At 72.2% G+C, this 13,869-nt stretch carries 15 protein-coding genes and 1 pseudogene; 5 read left to right on the top strand and 11 right to left on the bottom strand.

Features of this window, described 5'->3' with window-relative positions:
• Positions 1-60: 60 nt before the first annotated feature.
• The 8 genes from crcB (ABR738_RS04695) to ABR738_RS04730 all read right to left on the bottom strand — a co-directional run bounded on the left by crcB (ABR738_RS04695) (position 61) and on the right by ABR738_RS04730 (position 6,677).
• Entirely contained in the window at positions 61-435 is a 375-nt protein-coding gene (gene crcB, locus ABR738_RS04695) for a fluoride efflux transporter CrcB (RefSeq protein ID WP_350228694.1), read from the bottom strand.
• Positions 432-779: a DUF190 domain-containing protein gene (locus ABR738_RS04700; protein WP_350228695.1), complete on the bottom strand. Its 348-nt coding sequence runs from the start codon at positions 777-779 to the stop codon at positions 432-434. Before ABR738_RS04700 ends, crcB (ABR738_RS04695) begins: the two co-directional genes overlap by 4 nt.
• The gene (gene crcB / locus ABR738_RS04705; protein WP_350228696.1) at positions 776-1,267 is read right to left on the bottom strand and encodes a fluoride efflux transporter CrcB; all 492 of its coding nucleotides are present in this window, start codon (positions 1,265-1,267) and stop codon (positions 776-778) included. The genes ABR738_RS04700 and crcB (ABR738_RS04705) overlap by 4 nt, the downstream gene beginning before the upstream one ends.
• 222 nt (positions 1,268-1,489) lie before the next feature.
• Positions 1,490-1,993 (bottom strand): universal stress protein, encoded by a 504-nt coding sequence (locus tag ABR738_RS04710; RefSeq protein ID WP_350228697.1) that lies wholly within the window; start codon positions 1,991-1,993, stop codon positions 1,490-1,492.
• A 9-nt stretch (positions 1,994-2,002) separates the two neighbouring features.
• On the bottom strand, positions 2,003-3,238 hold the full coding sequence (locus tag ABR738_RS04715; protein WP_350234424.1) for an SLC13 family permease: 1,236 nt from the start codon (positions 3,236-3,238) through the stop codon (positions 2,003-2,005).
• Positions 3,239-3,360: 122 nt separating this feature from the next.
• The gene (locus tag ABR738_RS04720; protein WP_350228698.1) at positions 3,361-5,283 is read right to left on the bottom strand and encodes a bifunctional metallophosphatase/5'-nucleotidase; all 1,923 of its coding nucleotides are present in this window, start codon (positions 5,281-5,283) and stop codon (positions 3,361-3,363) included.
• Positions 5,284-5,571: 288 nt separating this feature from the next.
• On the bottom strand, positions 5,572-6,033 hold the full coding sequence (locus ABR738_RS04725; RefSeq protein ID WP_350228699.1) for a VOC family protein: 462 nt from the start codon (positions 6,031-6,033) through the stop codon (positions 5,572-5,574).
• Between the two features lie 44 nt (positions 6,034-6,077).
• Complete coding sequence (locus ABR738_RS04730) at positions 6,078-6,677, bottom strand: TetR/AcrR family transcriptional regulator (RefSeq protein WP_350228700.1); 600 nt, start codon at positions 6,675-6,677, stop codon at positions 6,078-6,080.
• Positions 6,678-6,740: 63 nt separating this feature from the next.
• Here ABR738_RS04730 and ABR738_RS04735 point away from each other — a divergent pair, with 63 nt between their 5' ends.
• Both ABR738_RS04735 and ABR738_RS04740 read left to right on the top strand, forming a co-directional pair.
• Positions 6,741-7,562: a class I SAM-dependent methyltransferase gene (locus ABR738_RS04735; protein WP_350228701.1), complete on the top strand. Its 822-nt coding sequence runs from the start codon at positions 6,741-6,743 to the stop codon at positions 7,560-7,562.
• Between the two features lie 184 nt (positions 7,563-7,746).
• The gene (locus tag ABR738_RS04740) at positions 7,747-8,943 is read left to right on the top strand and encodes an FAD-dependent monooxygenase (RefSeq protein ID WP_350228702.1); all 1,197 of its coding nucleotides are present in this window, start codon (positions 7,747-7,749) and stop codon (positions 8,941-8,943) included.
• A gap of 75 nt (positions 8,944-9,018) precedes the next feature.
• On the opposite strand, the gene ABR738_RS04745 is transcribed toward ABR738_RS04740, so the two are convergent.
• A complete protein-coding gene (locus ABR738_RS04745) occupies positions 9,019-10,275 on the bottom strand; it encodes an RNA polymerase sigma factor (protein WP_350228703.1) in 1,257 nt (418 codons plus the stop codon).
• Between the two features lie 91 nt (positions 10,276-10,366).
• Here ABR738_RS04745 and ABR738_RS04750 point away from each other — a divergent pair, with 91 nt between their 5' ends.
• Together ABR738_RS04750 and ABR738_RS04755 are read left to right on the top strand one after the other, a co-directional pair.
• Positions 10,367-10,846 carry a GNAT family N-acetyltransferase gene (locus tag ABR738_RS04750; protein WP_350228704.1) on the top strand — a complete coding sequence of 160 codons (480 nt, stop codon included), beginning with the start codon at positions 10,367-10,369 and terminating at the stop codon, positions 10,844-10,846.
• Positions 10,847-10,982: 136 nt separating this feature from the next.
• Positions 10,983-11,246 (top strand): annotated as a pseudogene (locus ABR738_RS04755) (esterase); the annotation flags it as partial.
• A gap of 195 nt (positions 11,247-11,441) precedes the next feature.
• Here ABR738_RS04755 and ABR738_RS04760 read toward each other — a convergent pair.
• The gene (locus ABR738_RS04760) at positions 11,442-12,350 is read right to left on the bottom strand and encodes a class I SAM-dependent methyltransferase (RefSeq protein ID WP_350228705.1); all 909 of its coding nucleotides are present in this window, start codon (positions 12,348-12,350) and stop codon (positions 11,442-11,444) included.
• A gap of 329 nt (positions 12,351-12,679) precedes the next feature.
• Here ABR738_RS04760 and ABR738_RS04765 point away from each other — a divergent pair, with 329 nt between their 5' ends.
• Positions 12,680-13,039, top strand: a complete 360-nt coding sequence (locus ABR738_RS04765) for an SPW repeat protein (RefSeq protein WP_350228706.1) — start codon at positions 12,680-12,682, stop codon at positions 13,037-13,039.
• Positions 13,040-13,206: 167 nt separating this feature from the next.
• Here ABR738_RS04765 and ABR738_RS04770 read toward each other — a convergent pair whose 3' ends face one another.
• Positions 13,207-13,710: a GNAT family N-acetyltransferase gene (locus tag ABR738_RS04770; RefSeq protein WP_350228707.1), complete on the bottom strand. Its 504-nt coding sequence runs from the start codon at positions 13,708-13,710 to the stop codon at positions 13,207-13,209.
• Positions 13,711-13,869: the final 159 nt, after the last annotated feature.

Consider the following 13,869-nt stretch of genomic DNA (forward strand, 5'->3'; position numbering starts at 1 on the left):
TAGACGCTACACCGTGCCGACAGGTTGCGTCGGGGCGCGGTGCGGGGGGACCGGCCGGTGTCAGGTCCAGATCGCCGCGGCGAGCGTGACGCCGAGGAAGGCCGCGCCGAGCCCGGCCACCACGCCGGCGACGACATTCGCGGCGGCGTAGAACTTCGCGCCGTCCTCGGCGAGCCGCAGCGTTTCGTAGGAGAACGTCGAGTACGTGGTGAGCGCCCCGCACAGTCCGGTGCCGAGGAACAGCTGCGTCTGCGAGGAGGCGGCGCCCGCCGTGACCGCGCCGGTCAGCGTCCCGAGGATCAGACAGCCGATGACGTTGACGGTGAAGGTGCCCCAGGGGAAGAGGCTGTCGTGCCTCTTTTGCACCGCGAGGTCGGTGAGGAACCGCAGCGGGGCGCCGACCGCCGCGCCCAACGCCACGAGCAGCCAGGTCACTTGGGGCTCTCCTGTCCCCCGTGGCGGACGATCTCGCAGGCGTCGAGCATCACCAGGCCGCCGGCGACCAGTTCGTCGATCTTGGGCAGGAAGGCCCGTACGCGCTGCTCCTCGTCCACGACGACCACCGCCACGGGCAGGTCCTCGCTCAGGGACAGCAGGCGTTGGGTGTGGATGCGGGAGGAGGCGCCGAAGCCCTCGATGCCACGGAACACGCTGGCGCCGGCGAGCCCCGCCGCGTGGGCCCGGTGCACGATCTCGGTGTACACGGGTCTGTGGTGCCAGAGGTCGCTCTCGCCGATGAGGATGGTCAGGCGCAGGGCCCGTCCGCCGGAACCGGTCATCGCTGCCTCCGGGCGAGTACTCGTCGGGTGATCCACACCGCGGCCCACACCGCCGCGAGGGCCGTCAGGAGCGTCAGGGCCAGGTAGGCGACGGCGGTGCGGGGCCGGCCGGCCGCCATCAGCTTCTGGATGTCGACGGCGTAGGTCGAGAAGGTGGTGAAGCCACCGAGCACGCCCGTTCCGAAGAAGGGGCGCACGAGCCGGTGCGCGGCCCAGACGTCGGTGATCACGACCATGAAGACACCGATCACCGCGCATCCCACGCCGTTGACCAGGAGCGTCGTCCAGGGGAAGGAGCCCGGCACGGTGGGCCACAGGAGCGAGGCTCCGTAGCGGGCGCAGCCGCCGATGGCTCCGCCGAGCGCCACAACTGCCACGACCGGGCGCAGGTGAGCGGTGGTGCCGGCGCGCCGTGGGGGCAGGTCCGGATCGATGCCGGGCTCGGCGCGGCCGTCGGCGGCCACGGGCTGCTGGACTCCCTTGGACATACCTCTCCTACCTGCTGGGCGCCTCTCCCCGTCCTCGTTCCGTTCGAGAGCCGGGAAATCCGGGCGCGCGGGCCCGCAAGTAGGGACCGTTGGCGACGCGGTGCCGCGGTTGGGGTACGGCGGGCCCCACCGCCGCGCGGCGCGCCCACCGGGGCCGCCGCTGTCTTCAGGCTAGCGTCCGCGCTCCGCCGCTCGCCAGCGGGTGCCGGAGCGGCGGGCGCGTCAGCGGGCCGGGCGGCCGGGCGGCGGGGGTGGCGGCGGCAGCGAGCCGATGGCGGGGGCCGCGTCGGGCCACACCAGCAGGACCGGGCAGGGCGCGTGGTCCACGACGAAACGGGTGGCGGGGCCCAGACTGCGCGGGCCGAGGTGGGCGCGCTCGCCGTCGCGGGCGCAGATCAGGAGCTCGGCGCCCTCGGCGGCGCGTACGACCTGCTGTTCGGGGCGGCCGCGCAGGTCCAGGCGGCGGGCCGGGCGGCCCAGGCGCCGTTCGGCCTCCTCGAAGAGGTCGTCGGTGGCGGCCCGCGCGAGTCCTTCGAGCCGGGTGCCGGGATCACGTTCGCGGTGGCCACGGCCGAGGAGCCCGGCGAACGCGCCGTGCGCGGCCTCGGCCACGGCGTCGTCGGTGACGTGCAGCAGGACGAGGTCGGCGCCCTCGGCCGCGTGCTCGCGCGCGGCGGCCACGCACGCGGGCCAGGTGCCCTCGGCGATCCAGATGATGACGCTCATGGGATGCGGTCAGCCTCCGATCGTGTGCAGCGCCGCCCACAGCGCGGCGGTGGACGCGACCAGTGTGACGGGAACGGTCAGCAGACCGAGCCGCGTGAAGTGACCGAGCGCCGGCGCGTCGTCGTGTTCGCGCAGGATGCGCCGCCACAGCAGGGTGGCGAGCGAGCCGACGTAGGTGAGGTTGGGGCCGAGGTTGACGCCGATGAGGACCGCGAGCACCGGACCCGGGCCGCCCGCCGATGCCACGGGGAGCAGCGCGAGCACGGCGGGCAGGTTGTTGATCAGGTTGGAGAGGACCGCGGCGACGGCGACGACCGCGAGCAGCGCGGGCAGCCCGTCGCCGCCGGGCAGCAGATGTCCGATCGCGGAGCCGAGGCCGTTGTCCACGACGGCCTTGACGACGACGCCGAGCGCGAGCACGAACAGGCAGAACGCAATACCGGCCGAAGCCACCAGCTTGCGGGGCGTGGTGCGCCGCCGCGCCAGAGCGCGGACGGCCAGGACGAGCGCGCCGGCGAGCGCCGCCCAGGCGGGGCTGAGACCGGCGAAGGAGGTCACGACGAACCCGGCCAGCGTCAGGGCGAGGACGACGACCGTGAACACCGGCACCGGAGTGTTCTCCCGCGCCCGGCCCCCGCCCGGCACGGCCGCCAGATCCGCGCGGAAGAAGACCCGGAAGACCGCGTACTCCACGGCGACGGCGGCGAGCCAAGGCAGCGCCATCAGTGCCGCGAACCGCGTGAAGGAGAGCCCGGCGGCGGCCAGCGCCAGCAGATTGGTGAGGTTGGAGACGGGCAGCAGCAGCGAGGCCGAGTTCGCCAGATGGGCGGTGGCGTACACGTGCGGGCGGGCCCGGACACCCGCGCGGGCCGCCGTCGCGAACACCACGGGGGTGAGCAGCACGACGGTCGCGTCCAGGCTGAGGACGGCCGTGATGAGCGCGGCGGTGACGAACACGCCGCCGAGCAGACGCTGGGCACTGGCCCCGCACAGCCGGGCGACGGCGTCCCCGGCGGCCGCGAACAGGCCCTCGTCGTCGCAGAGTTGGGCCAGCACGAGGACCGCGGCGAGGAAACCGACGACGGGCAGCAGATCGCGGGTCTGCTGCCACGCCTCGGTGGACGAGACCGCCCCGAGCGCCACGAGGAGCCCCGCGGCGGGCACGGCCGCGACCGCTTCGGGCCAGTCGCGGGGGCGTACGACGGCGAAGGCGAGCACGCCGAACAGGAGGACGGCCGACACGATCTCGGCGGTGACGGTACTCAGGGTCGGCCTCCGGGCGACGGGCGGTCACGGCGGCGAGCCCTGTGCCACACCGCCGCACGCGACCTTACGCGCTGGTCACCGCCGCACGCGCGAGGGCCCGCTCAGCAGCGTCCCCCGCCGCCGTCCGTGCCGGCGGAGGCTACCCGAGGGGTGCGGTCCGCGTCGCGCGGGGTGGGCAGCGGAAGCAGGCGCGCGAGGTCCCCGCGCGAGGTGGCCGCCGCGCGGGCGGTGACCCGGCCGAGGGGGGCAGGTGTGAGGACGGACAGGCTCTGCACATAGGCGACGAAACTCTCGAAGTCCCGGGTGTGGCGCACCGGTTGGGTGTGGTTGAGCAGCGCCGGGTAGTCGTCCGCCCCGAGGAGGGTGTACGCGGTCGTCGCGAGCCGGTAGGTGGCGTGCGGGTCGAGCGGACGGCCGCCGATGAGGACATCGGCCGGAGCGACACGGTTGCCAGCAGGACCCAAGGCGTCGAAGGTGTAGCGCACGTTGTGCGACACGGCGAAGGGGGCGTAGGTGAGGACGCTTCCGTTCATCTTCCACTGCTGTTCCAGAGCGTCGTGGACGCACTGGCCGGTGACGGTGGCCGTGACGATGGGGTCCCCGTAGCCCACCGCGTTGAACGCCTTGGTGTAGGCGACGGCTCCTTGGGCTGCGGCGTCGAAGAGCAGGTCGTCGTTGATGACGCAGGGCCCGATGCGGGGGGCGATGGCGATCACCGCGAGGTCGGCGGGGACGTTGGGCCAGATGTTCCCCGTGTCGAAGGGGTCGAGTGCCTGGCCTCCGGCCCACAGCGCCCAGTCGGCCACGAGGTTGCCCATCGTGCTCTCGCCCGTGCTGTTCAGGCGCCGCGTGAACGAGGCGGTCTGGCGCCCGATGCGGGTGGCGCCGCGCCGGGTGGCGTATCCGGACCAGTAGTCGGCGATCTCCTTGAGGTCGGGATCGGGTGTCACATCGTGGGTGTTGGGGTGGTTGGTCGAGGTGGTCAGCGCCCGGACCACCTTTCCCGTCGTCGGGTCGAGACGCAGGTTGATCTCGTTGAGGATCTGCGCGTGGCAGCCCGCTTCGACGAACGGTCTGGGCTGTCCGGAGGGGTCGGGCAGCATCATGTTGAAGGCGCAGTGCCAGTGCCCGGTGACGATCGCGTCGATGTCGGACGACACGGCGAGCGCGAGGTCGTAGGCCGGACCCGAGGGCGCGCTCCCGCTGTTGAAGTCGCTCCCGGCCACCGCTCCGTCGTGCATGCTCAAGACGATGGCGTTGACTCCCTGCGACTTGAGGAGCGCCGCGCAGCGGTTGGCGGTCTCCACTTCGTTCAGCATGCGCAGCGCCGTCTGAAAACTCGTGGTGGCGGATTCGGTGCCGGTCACGGTGAGATGGATGAACCCGATGGGCAGCCGCTGTCCACGGGGGCCGTGCACCCACTCCACATTGACCGGGGCGAGAACGGTTTTGCCGGAACTGCCCCAGAGCATGTTGGCGCTGTAATAGCGGAAGTCGGCGCCGGGGAAGTGCCCTCCGGTGGAGTCGGGGAAGGAATTCGTCCATCCTTCACCCGCATAAGGGTGCCCGTTCTCCATGTGGTCGATCAGGAATCCGGGGGTGCGGTCGAACTCGTGGTTCCCGGCCGTGGAGAAATCCAGGCCCATGGCGTTCAGCGCCTCGATGGTCGGCTCGTCCGCGAGCGAAGCGGCCGCGAAGGACCAGCCGGAGAAGAGGTCGCCCTGGGCGAAGAAGAAGGAGTTGGTGTGTCCGGCGCGCAGAGCTTCCAGGTGCGCGGCCAGATACGGGACTCCCCCGACGGTGAACTTCTTTCCACCCGCGCCCGTGATGACCTGGTCGCTCGTGGGCGGAGCCTGGAGATAGCCGTGCAGGTCGGTGATGCTGAGCAGTTGTACGTCCACGTACTCGGTCGCGGTCGCGGCGTCGGCCGCGTCCGCCGTGGCGAGGCCGGGGGTGCCCGTCGCCGTCATCGTCGCGAATGATCCCGCCGCGGTCATGAAGCCGCGTCTGCCCAAGCTCCCCATGGGGACATCCTCACTTGAGAGTGGTGCGGTCTCGGGGAGGGCGGTGTCGCGTCCCCGGCCGCTGATTGACTGGCGTCGGCCTCCGGTGGGGAGGGCCGAATTTCCGGAACAGATCAGCGCCGCGCGCCCGCGTCGGGGGCGCGGCGCTCTTTTGTGGAGCGTCGAATGCCGTGCACCGCCCCATGACCCATGGCGGCATTGCCCGTTGCCATTGTCCCCGGCACCACCGCCATCAAATCCGTTGCACGGGGAACGAGTTGAGCCATTCTGTGGGCGGTGCCGGTCATCTCAGTCCAGGCAGAATTCGTTGCCCTCGGGGTCGGCCATCACGATGAAGCCGTTTTCCATCGGCGGGGCCGGCTCGTGACGGCGTACCCGCGTCGCCCCCAGCGCGATCAGGCGCTCGCATTCGGCCTCCAGGACCACCATCCGCTCGTCGCCCCACAGCCCGGGTGCCACGCGGACGTCGAGGTGGACGCGGTTCTTGGCCGTCTTGCCCTCCGGCACCCGCTGGAAGAACAGGCGTGGGCCGTGCCCGTCGGGGTCCTCGACGGCCGACCTCGCGCCGCGTTCCTCCTTCGGCACGCCGAGTTGCGCCAGGAAGTCGTCCCACGCGGCCAGGGCGTCGGCTCCCTCGGGCAGATCGACGCCGGGCGGCCCGGGGTGGACATAGCCCAGGACCTCGCGCCAGAAGTGCGAGAGCGCCCCTGGGTCGTGTGCGTCAAAGGTGACTTGAAGGTGACGGCTCATCGGTGTGCTCCGTTCGTGGTGCGTGTCGGGCCGAGCCCGTGTGACTACCCTGCGTTTCCCCGGACTTCACGTCCGACGATGGCGGCCACTGTCCTGCGGACGGCCTCGGTTTCCGGCGCCGGGCCCTCCCGGTCGGCGAACAGCAGGTGTCCGGCGCCGATCAGGGTGGGCGCGAGGGCTTCGACATCGGCGTCGGGCGCGATGCGACCCAGCCTCCGCTCCTCGGCGAGATAGGCGACGATCATGGCCGTGGCCTCTGTCAGGAGCGGGATGCCGTGCGGCGTGGTCCGGCGCAGCCGGGTCCGCAGGGCGTCCCTGGATATGACGAGCCCGACGATCGCGACGGCGACCGGACCGAACAGTTCCGTCAGGGCGTGGGTGAGGTGATCGGTGACGGCGCCCTCACCGGCCGACTCGCGCAGGGCGGTGGCCAGGCCTTCGAGCCGGCCCACCCGGTCCAGGACCAGCTCGGCGAGGAAGTCGTCGAAATCGGCGAAGTGGCGGTGCAGGACACCTTTGGCGCAGCCCGCCTCCGCCGTGACGGCCCGGCTGGTCAGGGCGCCGGCGCCGGCGCGCAGCAGGATCCGCTCGGCGGCGGCGAAAAGGTGCTGGCGCGGGTCGCGCAGGGCCACACCGGTCGGCATCGCTCGGTGCTCCGTTTCTGTCGGCCCCTTGACGAGTGGGCACACGCCCACAACAGTGGGCACATGCCCACTATGCCATCCGAGCCCTCCGATTCGGAGCTTCATCGAGCCCGTGGCATGGCCGAGTCGTTCGGTTCGGACGCCGAACGCTACGACCGCGCCCGCCCCCGCTATCCGGACGCCCTGCTGCGCCGCGTCCATGCCCTGGCTCCCGGCCCCGACGTCCTCGACGCGGGCTGCGGCACCGGAATCGCCGCCCGGCAGCTGCGGGACGCCGGGTGCCGGGTGCTCGGGGTCGAGCCCGACGCGCGGATGGCGGAGGTGGCCCGGCGGTTCGGGATCACGGTGGACGTGGCGAGGCTGGAGGACTGGGAGCCGGGTGGGCGCAGGTTCGACGCGGTCACCGCCGGTCAGTCCTGGCACTGGATCGACCCGGTGGCGGGGGCCGCGAAGGCCGCGCGCGTGCTGCGGCCCGGCGGCCCGCTGATCGCGTTCTGGAACGCCTTCCAGCTTCCGCCGCAGGTGGCGCAGGCGTTCGCCACCGCGTACCGGACCGTGGTGCCCGACGCCCCGTTCGATCCCACGGCGCTGACGCGGGGGACCCATGACCCGTACGGGGCGATCCTCGCCGCCACCGCCGAAGGGATCGACAGGGCGGGCGCTTTCGAGAAACCCGAACGGTGGCGGTTCGACTGGGAGGCGGTCCACTCGCGCGACGCGCTGCTCGACCAACTCCCCACCACCGGCCTGCTCACCCGGCTCCCCGAGCCCCAACTGGCCACGATCCTGCGGGACGTGGGCACCGCCGTCGACGCGCTGGGCGGCAGCTTCACGATGCTGTACGCGACGGTGGCGGTGGTCGCGAGACGAACGGCGCGCGGCTGAACGGTAGTTGAGTTCCGGACAAGGGACGGAACGCCCGGGCGCCGCCGCGTCGGCTCGGTGGCCGATGGCGCGCGGGGGCCACAACCGCCGCTCACGGGCGGCAAGACAGGACAGGTCGGGATACGTGTCGTGGACTTCCGTCTTCGGGCATCGCAGGGTGGAGCCCGAGGAAAGGGAGCCGATCATGACGGTACTGATAGCCGGAGCGGGCATCGGAGGCCTCACGGCCGCGCTGAGCCTGCACGCCGCGGGCATCGACGCGGTGGTGCGGGAGAGCGCCCAGGAGATACATCCCCTGGGAGTCGGCATCAATCTGCTGCCGCACGCCGTGCGGGAACTGACCGAGCTGGGCCTTGGCGACGAGCTCGCCGCCATCGGCGTGCCCATGAACGAGAACGTCTACAGCGACACCACCGGGCGCCAGCTCTTCACCGAGCCAAGGGGGTTGGCCCTGGGATACCGGTGGCCGCAGTACGCCGTCCACCGGGGTGAACTGCAACTCCTGCTTCTCGCGGCGGTACGCGAACGGCTCGGCCCGGACGCCGTACGCGTCGGCCTGCGCCTCCAGGACTTCGAGCAGGACCGGCACGGCGTCCGCGCCCGGTTCCTGAACCGCGCGAGCGGGGCGACGGAGGAGGTCCGGGCCACCGCACTGGTCGGCGCGGACGGCCTGCACACCACGGTCCGCCGGCACCTGCACCCGCAGGAGGGGCCCCTGCTGTGGTCGGGCATCCGGATGTGGCGGGGCGTGACGCCGGCGGCCCCCTTCCTGAGCGGCGGCGCGACAGCCCTCGTGCGCGAGGGGGACGCGCAGTTCGTCGCGTATCCGATCGGCCGGGGACGGCTCAACTGGGTCACCCTGGTGCGGCTGGCCGCACCAGGTCCCCTGGGCGAGAGCGCGAACTGGAACAGCGCGGGCCGACTCACGGACGTCCTGCCCCATGTCGGACACTGGTCGCTCGGCTGGCTCGACGTGCCCGGGCTGCTCACCGGGTGCGCCGGGATCCTGGAGTACCCGATGGTGGACCGGGAGCCGCTGGCCACATGGGGCGAGGGCCGGGTGACCCTGCTGGGCGACGCGGCGCACCCGATGTATCCGGTGGGCGCCAACGGCGCGTCCCAGTCGGTGGTCGACGCCCGCGTACTCGCGCACGAACTGGCCACCACCGCCGGCCCCGCGACCGCCCTTCGCCGCTATGAGGCACGGCGCCGCGAGGCGACGGCGGCCGTGGTGCTTGCGGCCCGGGCGATGAACCGGAACGAGCAGGGTTCTGCCCGCTCCATCGCCCGCATGACCGACACCTACCGGCACGTCACGGGAAGCGACGTGGACGCGCTCAACACACGCGCCTCACTGAACACGCGCCTCACTGACGCCTGAGACGCGGCCGCGGCCGCGGACGAAGGGCGTCCGCCCGCACCCCGGCCCCCTGACTTCGTCTGCCCTCAGCGGCTCTCACTGACTCTCATCGTCGCCCGCGAGGCTCGCGGCGCGCCTCTCCAGGTGTTCGCGTTCGCGGGCGTTGCGGGTCAGTGAGGCCGCGCGCGCGAACTCCGCGCGCGCTTCGGCGGGGCGTCCCAGGCGCTCCAGCAGGTCTCCCCGTACGCTCGGCAGCAAGTGGTAGCCCTTCAGGGCCGGTTCGTTTCCCAGGGCGTCGACGAGCGCGAGGCCGGCCTCGGGGCCCTCGGACATCGCCACGGCGACCGCACGGTTGAGTTCGACCACGGGGGACGGCACCAGCGCCTTGAGGCGGGCGTACAAGACGGCGATCGAGGCCCAGTCGGTGTCCTCGTACCGCATCGTCCGCGCGTGGCACGCGGCGATGGCCGCCTGCACGGAGTAGGGGCCGTCGCCCGCGTACCGCAGCGCCTCGATGCCGCGCCGGACGAACAGGCGGTTCCAGCGGGCCCGGTTCTGATCGGCAAGCAGCACCGGCGCGCCGTCGGGTCCCGTGCGGGCCGGGATGCGGGAGGCCTGGAACTCCAACAGCGCGACCAGGCCGTGCACTTCGGGCTCCTTGGGCATGAGACCGGCGAGCACGCGCGCCAGACGCAGCGCGTCCTCGCAGAGCGCGGGGCGCACCAGATCGTCGCCGGCCGTGGCGGAGTACCCCTCGTTGAAGATGAGGTAGATGACTTCGAGCACGGACGCCAGCCGGGCGTCCCGGTCGGCGCCGTAGGGCACCTCGAAGGGGACCTCGGCCTTGGCGAGGGCTCGTTTGGCCCGGACGACGCGCTGGGCGACCGTGGACTCGGGGGCCAGGAACGCGCGGGCGATCTCCTGGGTGGTCAGGCCGCCGAGCAGGCGCAGCGTGAGAGCGATTCTCGCCTCCGTCGACAGGACGGGGTGGCAGGCCGTGAAGATGAGCCGCAGCAGGTCGTCGTCGATGCCGTCCGGGTCGTCGAAGTCCGCCGGGTCCGGCGGCGGCACGTCCTCCAGCGCGCGCCCGACCTCCGCCAGCTTGCGGGCGTACGTCTCCTTGCGCCGCACCAGGTCGATCGCGCGGCGCTTGGCGGTCGTCATCAGCCAGGCGCCCGGCCGGTCGGGCACGCCCGCCTCGGGCCACTGTTCGAGGGCGGCGACGAGCGCGTCCTGCGCCAGTTCCTCGGCGATGCCGACGTCCCGCACGATGCGGGCGACGCCCGCGATGATCCGCGCGGACTCGATCCTGAATACCGCTTCGACCGTCTCGGTCGCACTCGCTGCCGTCACGGCCACCCATCAGAGCAGCCGCCGAGGGGTGCGGCAAGCGTGACCCGCCCCTGCCCGCATCCGCACCCGGGGCGGTGCCTAGCGTGGGCGCATGACAGAGATCCAGTTGCTGCGCGCCGGCCACGCCCCGGCGCTGCTGGCCTTCGAGCGGGAGAACCGGGCGTACTTCGCCGCCTCGATCCCCGACCGGGGGGATGCCTACTTCGCCCACTTCGACGACCGCCACCGCGCCCTGCTGGCCGAGCAGGCGGCCGGCACGTGCTACTTCCACGTGGTGGTGGACCCCGAGGGTGACATCCTGGGGCGGGTCAACCTGGTCGACGTGGAGGGCGGTACGGCCGATCTCGGTTACCGGATCGCCGAGCGGGCCACCGGAGCGGGGCTGGCCACGGCGTCCGTGCGGCGGATCTGCGCGCTCGCCGCCACGCGGTATGGACTCACCGGGCTGCGCGCCCGGGCCACCCTGGGCAACGCCGCCTCGCTGGCCGTCCTGGCCCGCACCGGATTCACCCCGGTCGACGAGATCGAACTGAACGGGCGCCCGGGACTCCGCTTCGTCCGGGACCTGTGACCTCGAAGCTTCCGCAGGCTGCCGCGCCGACACGGGAACGGATCGGCCGACATCACTGTCTACTCTCCTGAGCACCCCCGAGTGGTGCTCTCCGGGGAGCCCCGGATGATCTTCTGGCAGAGAGTTTTGTCGACCGATGGGTCTCACGAGTAACAAGGTGCTGGTACTGACCGTGCTCTGCGCCGTGGTGATGTTCGTCGTCACCATCTGGCTGTGGCCGCGCCTGGCCCGTCAGAACTGGAAGACGTTCCTTGGCCGGCTCGGCCTGCTGGTCGCGACGCAGGTGCTGGTGTTCGCGGCGGTCGGACTCGCGACCAACAACTCGTTCCTGTTCTTCGGGTCGTGGACGGACTTGTTCGGGCAGGAGCAGGGGGTGGGCGTGGTGGTGAACCACTCGGCCCACCTCGGCTCCGGCATCCAGCAGCTCCTGCCGCCGGTGAGGTGAGCACGCCGAGCGGGACACGGCGGCACCGAGCCGCCGCGCCGCACGGCGCCAACGCACTGGCACAGCACGGCAGTTGAGGGGCACCCCGGCCCCGGCACCCCGGGACGGTTCGCGGGATCGAACCGTCCGGGCGCCGGGGCCGCCGCTTTCTCAGCCCCGGTCGCGGCCACCGAGCACGCGGCCTAGCAGACCCCGCCCCGCGCGCCCCGGCGCCGGCCGGGCGGGCCGGGCCGCCTCCGGCGTCCCGGGCACTCCCGTCGCCTCGGACGCGTCCGGCGCCCCGGCCGGCGCCGGGCGCAGTGGCTGCGGCGGAGTGGGGGCCTTGGCGTTCTTGCCGCCGATTCGGATCAGCGGCGCGCCGGCCACCTCTTCCACCCCGTGCCACAGGTCCGCTCGCGTCGCCAGCCACTCCACAAGCTCCTCCCGCACCGGCCCGGGGTCGCCCCAGGTGCCGTACGCCTTCGTGGCGGTGATGCAGACGAGCTTCAACTCCATGGTCGCCACCGCCCCCCAGACCGCCGCCGCGACGCCGGGGCAGTGCTCGGCCCGGAAGTCGTCGAAGGCCACGATCGCGTCGCGGGCGGCGAGCTTTCGCGCCGCCGCCACGTCCGCGTGCACGTGCTCGTACAGGTGCGAGGCGTCGACGTGGATGAAGCGACAGCTGCCCGCCGTCAGACGCGAGCCGATGACCGACGTCGGCGCCTGCACGACGGTGGGCAGTTCGGGGTGGAAGGCGAGGTAGTTCGCCTCGAACGCGCGACGGGTGAGCGTGGCGTAGGACCGGTCCATCTCGGCGCTGTTGGAGGCGTCGGGCGCAGGTGAGTCGAAGAGGTCGCAGACCGTGAACTCCTCGCCGGGCCGCAGATATCCGCCGAGGAAGATGGCGCTCTTCCCCAGGTACGCGCCGAGTTCGAGCAAGTCACCCCGCAGCCCCGGGGTTTGGGCCTGCCGGGTGAGGAACCAGTCGAACAACAGCTGATCGGCGGGCCAGAACCAGCCCTTGACGTCGGAGAAACGGGCCGGGGTTTGGGCTGACGGTTGGGTCGTCGTGGGTGACATGACCCGGTCTTATTCCTGCCCGGTGGCCGGGACATGGCCATGGGGCGTAGCCGGGGCGTCCCTGGGCCGAAGCCTTGCCGGTGCGACACCGGGTGACCACGAGAAAGCGCATGGTTACATTGCGAAGCCCGCAAAATTCCTATAGCGCCCTCAACTACTCATAAAGGGCAGATAAGCGCACAATGGGATGGCGACATCGTGTCGCAGCGCGGCCAGACGTGCAGAGTTCTCAGAAGGAGGCGAGTCGGATGGCCGACGTCTCACACCGCCCTGGTGATATCTCGGGGCACCCCGATGTGTCGGAAATGCGGGACCGCTACGCACGGGTGATGGAAACCCGTGGGGTCGCGGCCGTCGAGGAACTTGTCATCCTCGCCGGCATTTACGCCGCGATCTCCGGCTGGACGGTCCACTTCTCGGCTGCCAAGCCGACCCTGGCCCTCAGCAACCTGGTCGTCGGCATAGCCCTGGCCGTCCTGGGCCTGTGCATGTCGATGGTCCCGGAACGGTCCCAGGACCTGAACTTCGTGGTCCTGCTCCTCGGCGCATGGCTGATCATCTCCCCCTGGGTCGTCGCACGTAGCGCCGGCACCGGAGCCATCCTCAGCAACGTCATCACAGGCGCGTGTGTGTGCCTGTTCTCCCTGGTCGCGGGCGGCATGCTGATGAGCAGGTCCCGCAAGACCTGACGCCCCGCGCCGGGCCCCGGCCCAGTTGGACTCCTCGCGTTCGAGGGGCTCGGCGACCGCCGGGGCCAGGCGCCTCTCCCACCCGGTCCACCCGGTCCGCCCGGCCCCGACGCCCCAACTCCTCTGCGGAGCACGGGCGTCGGCGCCGGTCGGCGGTCGGCGGTCGGTCAGCCCGTGCGGCGCAGCCATCGGCGCTCGCCGTCCTGCCACTCGTCGCCCGGCGCGAGCCCGCACGCGGCGGCCACGGCGGCGGACGCGTGGTGCTCGGGGTGGATGTGCGCCATCACCGTCCGTACGTCCTGCCGGCCGAGCCATGCCACCAGCGCCCGGGCCGCTTCGGTGGCGACACCCCGGCCCTGCCAGGGCGTCCCCACCACCCACGCGATCTCGGCGCGAGCGCCGCCGTCGAAGTGCCCGATCGTGGCTTGCACGGTCCCGGCCAGGTGCTTCTCGTCACGGATCCGGATCACCCAGTTCAGCCAGCTCACCGCCGGGTCGGGGGATCCCGCGCCCAGGCGTTGGTAGCGCTCGCGCAGCGCCCCAGGGGTGTCCGGGGCGCCGCCGGTGAAGGCGTGCAGCGCCGGGTCCGACAGCACGACCGCCATCTCCTCGGCGTGGTCGACGCGCAGCGGCACGAGGTCGACGCGGACGGTGGTGATGGTCTCGGCCATGACGGGCACCGCGCGACCCCTTCCTGTCGGCCGCCCCACCATGGGGACGACGCCTGCGTACGGTCCTGGCACCGGAACGGCTCAGCCGGCCCCTCCGCTGACCCGCCCTCCGCTGCCCTACTCACGCCTGGACGGTACCGGCGGCCCAGCGTTTCGGAC

It is taken from the genome of Streptomyces sp. Edi4 (assembly GCF_040253615.1).
Lineage (GTDB): Bacteria > Actinomycetota > Actinomycetes > Streptomycetales > Streptomycetaceae > Streptomyces.

Bases quoted from the DNA above. Each gene is read 5' to 3' on its own strand.
- crcB (WP_350228696.1), bottom strand. From the start codon at position 1,267: ATGTCCAAGGGAGTCCAGCAGCCCGTGGCCGCCGACGGCCGCGCCGAG.
- ABR738_RS04740 (WP_350228702.1), top strand. From the start codon at position 7,747: ATGACGGTACTGATAGCCGGAGCGGGCATCGGAGGCCTCACGGCCGCG.
- ABR738_RS04725 (WP_350228699.1), bottom strand. From the start codon at position 6,033: ATGAGCCGTCACCTTCAAGTCACCTTTGACGCACACGACCCAGGGGCG.
- ABR738_RS04760 (WP_350228705.1), bottom strand. From the start codon at position 12,350: ATGTCACCCACGACGACCCAACCGTCAGCCCAAACCCCGGCCCGTTTC.
- ABR738_RS04735 (WP_350228701.1), top strand. From the start codon at position 6,741: ATGCCCACTATGCCATCCGAGCCCTCCGATTCGGAGCTTCATCGAGCC.
- ABR738_RS04700 (WP_350228695.1), bottom strand. From the start codon at position 779: ATGACCGGTTCCGGCGGACGGGCCCTGCGCCTGACCATCCTCATCGGC.
- ABR738_RS04770 (WP_350228707.1), bottom strand. From the start codon at position 13,710: ATGGCCGAGACCATCACCACCGTCCGCGTCGACCTCGTGCCGCTGCGC.
- ABR738_RS04720 (WP_350228698.1), bottom strand. From the start codon at position 5,283: ATGGGGAGCTTGGGCAGACGCGGCTTCATGACCGCGGCGGGATCATTC.
- ABR738_RS04710 (WP_350228697.1), bottom strand. From the start codon at position 1,993: ATGAGCGTCATCATCTGGATCGCCGAGGGCACCTGGCCCGCGTGCGTG.
- ABR738_RS04730 (WP_350228700.1), bottom strand. From the start codon at position 6,677: ATGCCGACCGGTGTGGCCCTGCGCGACCCGCGCCAGCACCTTTTCGCC.
- ABR738_RS04765 (WP_350228706.1), top strand. From the start codon at position 12,680: ATGGAAACCCGTGGGGTCGCGGCCGTCGAGGAACTTGTCATCCTCGCC.
- ABR738_RS04750 (WP_350228704.1), top strand. From the start codon at position 10,367: ATGACAGAGATCCAGTTGCTGCGCGCCGGCCACGCCCCGGCGCTGCTG.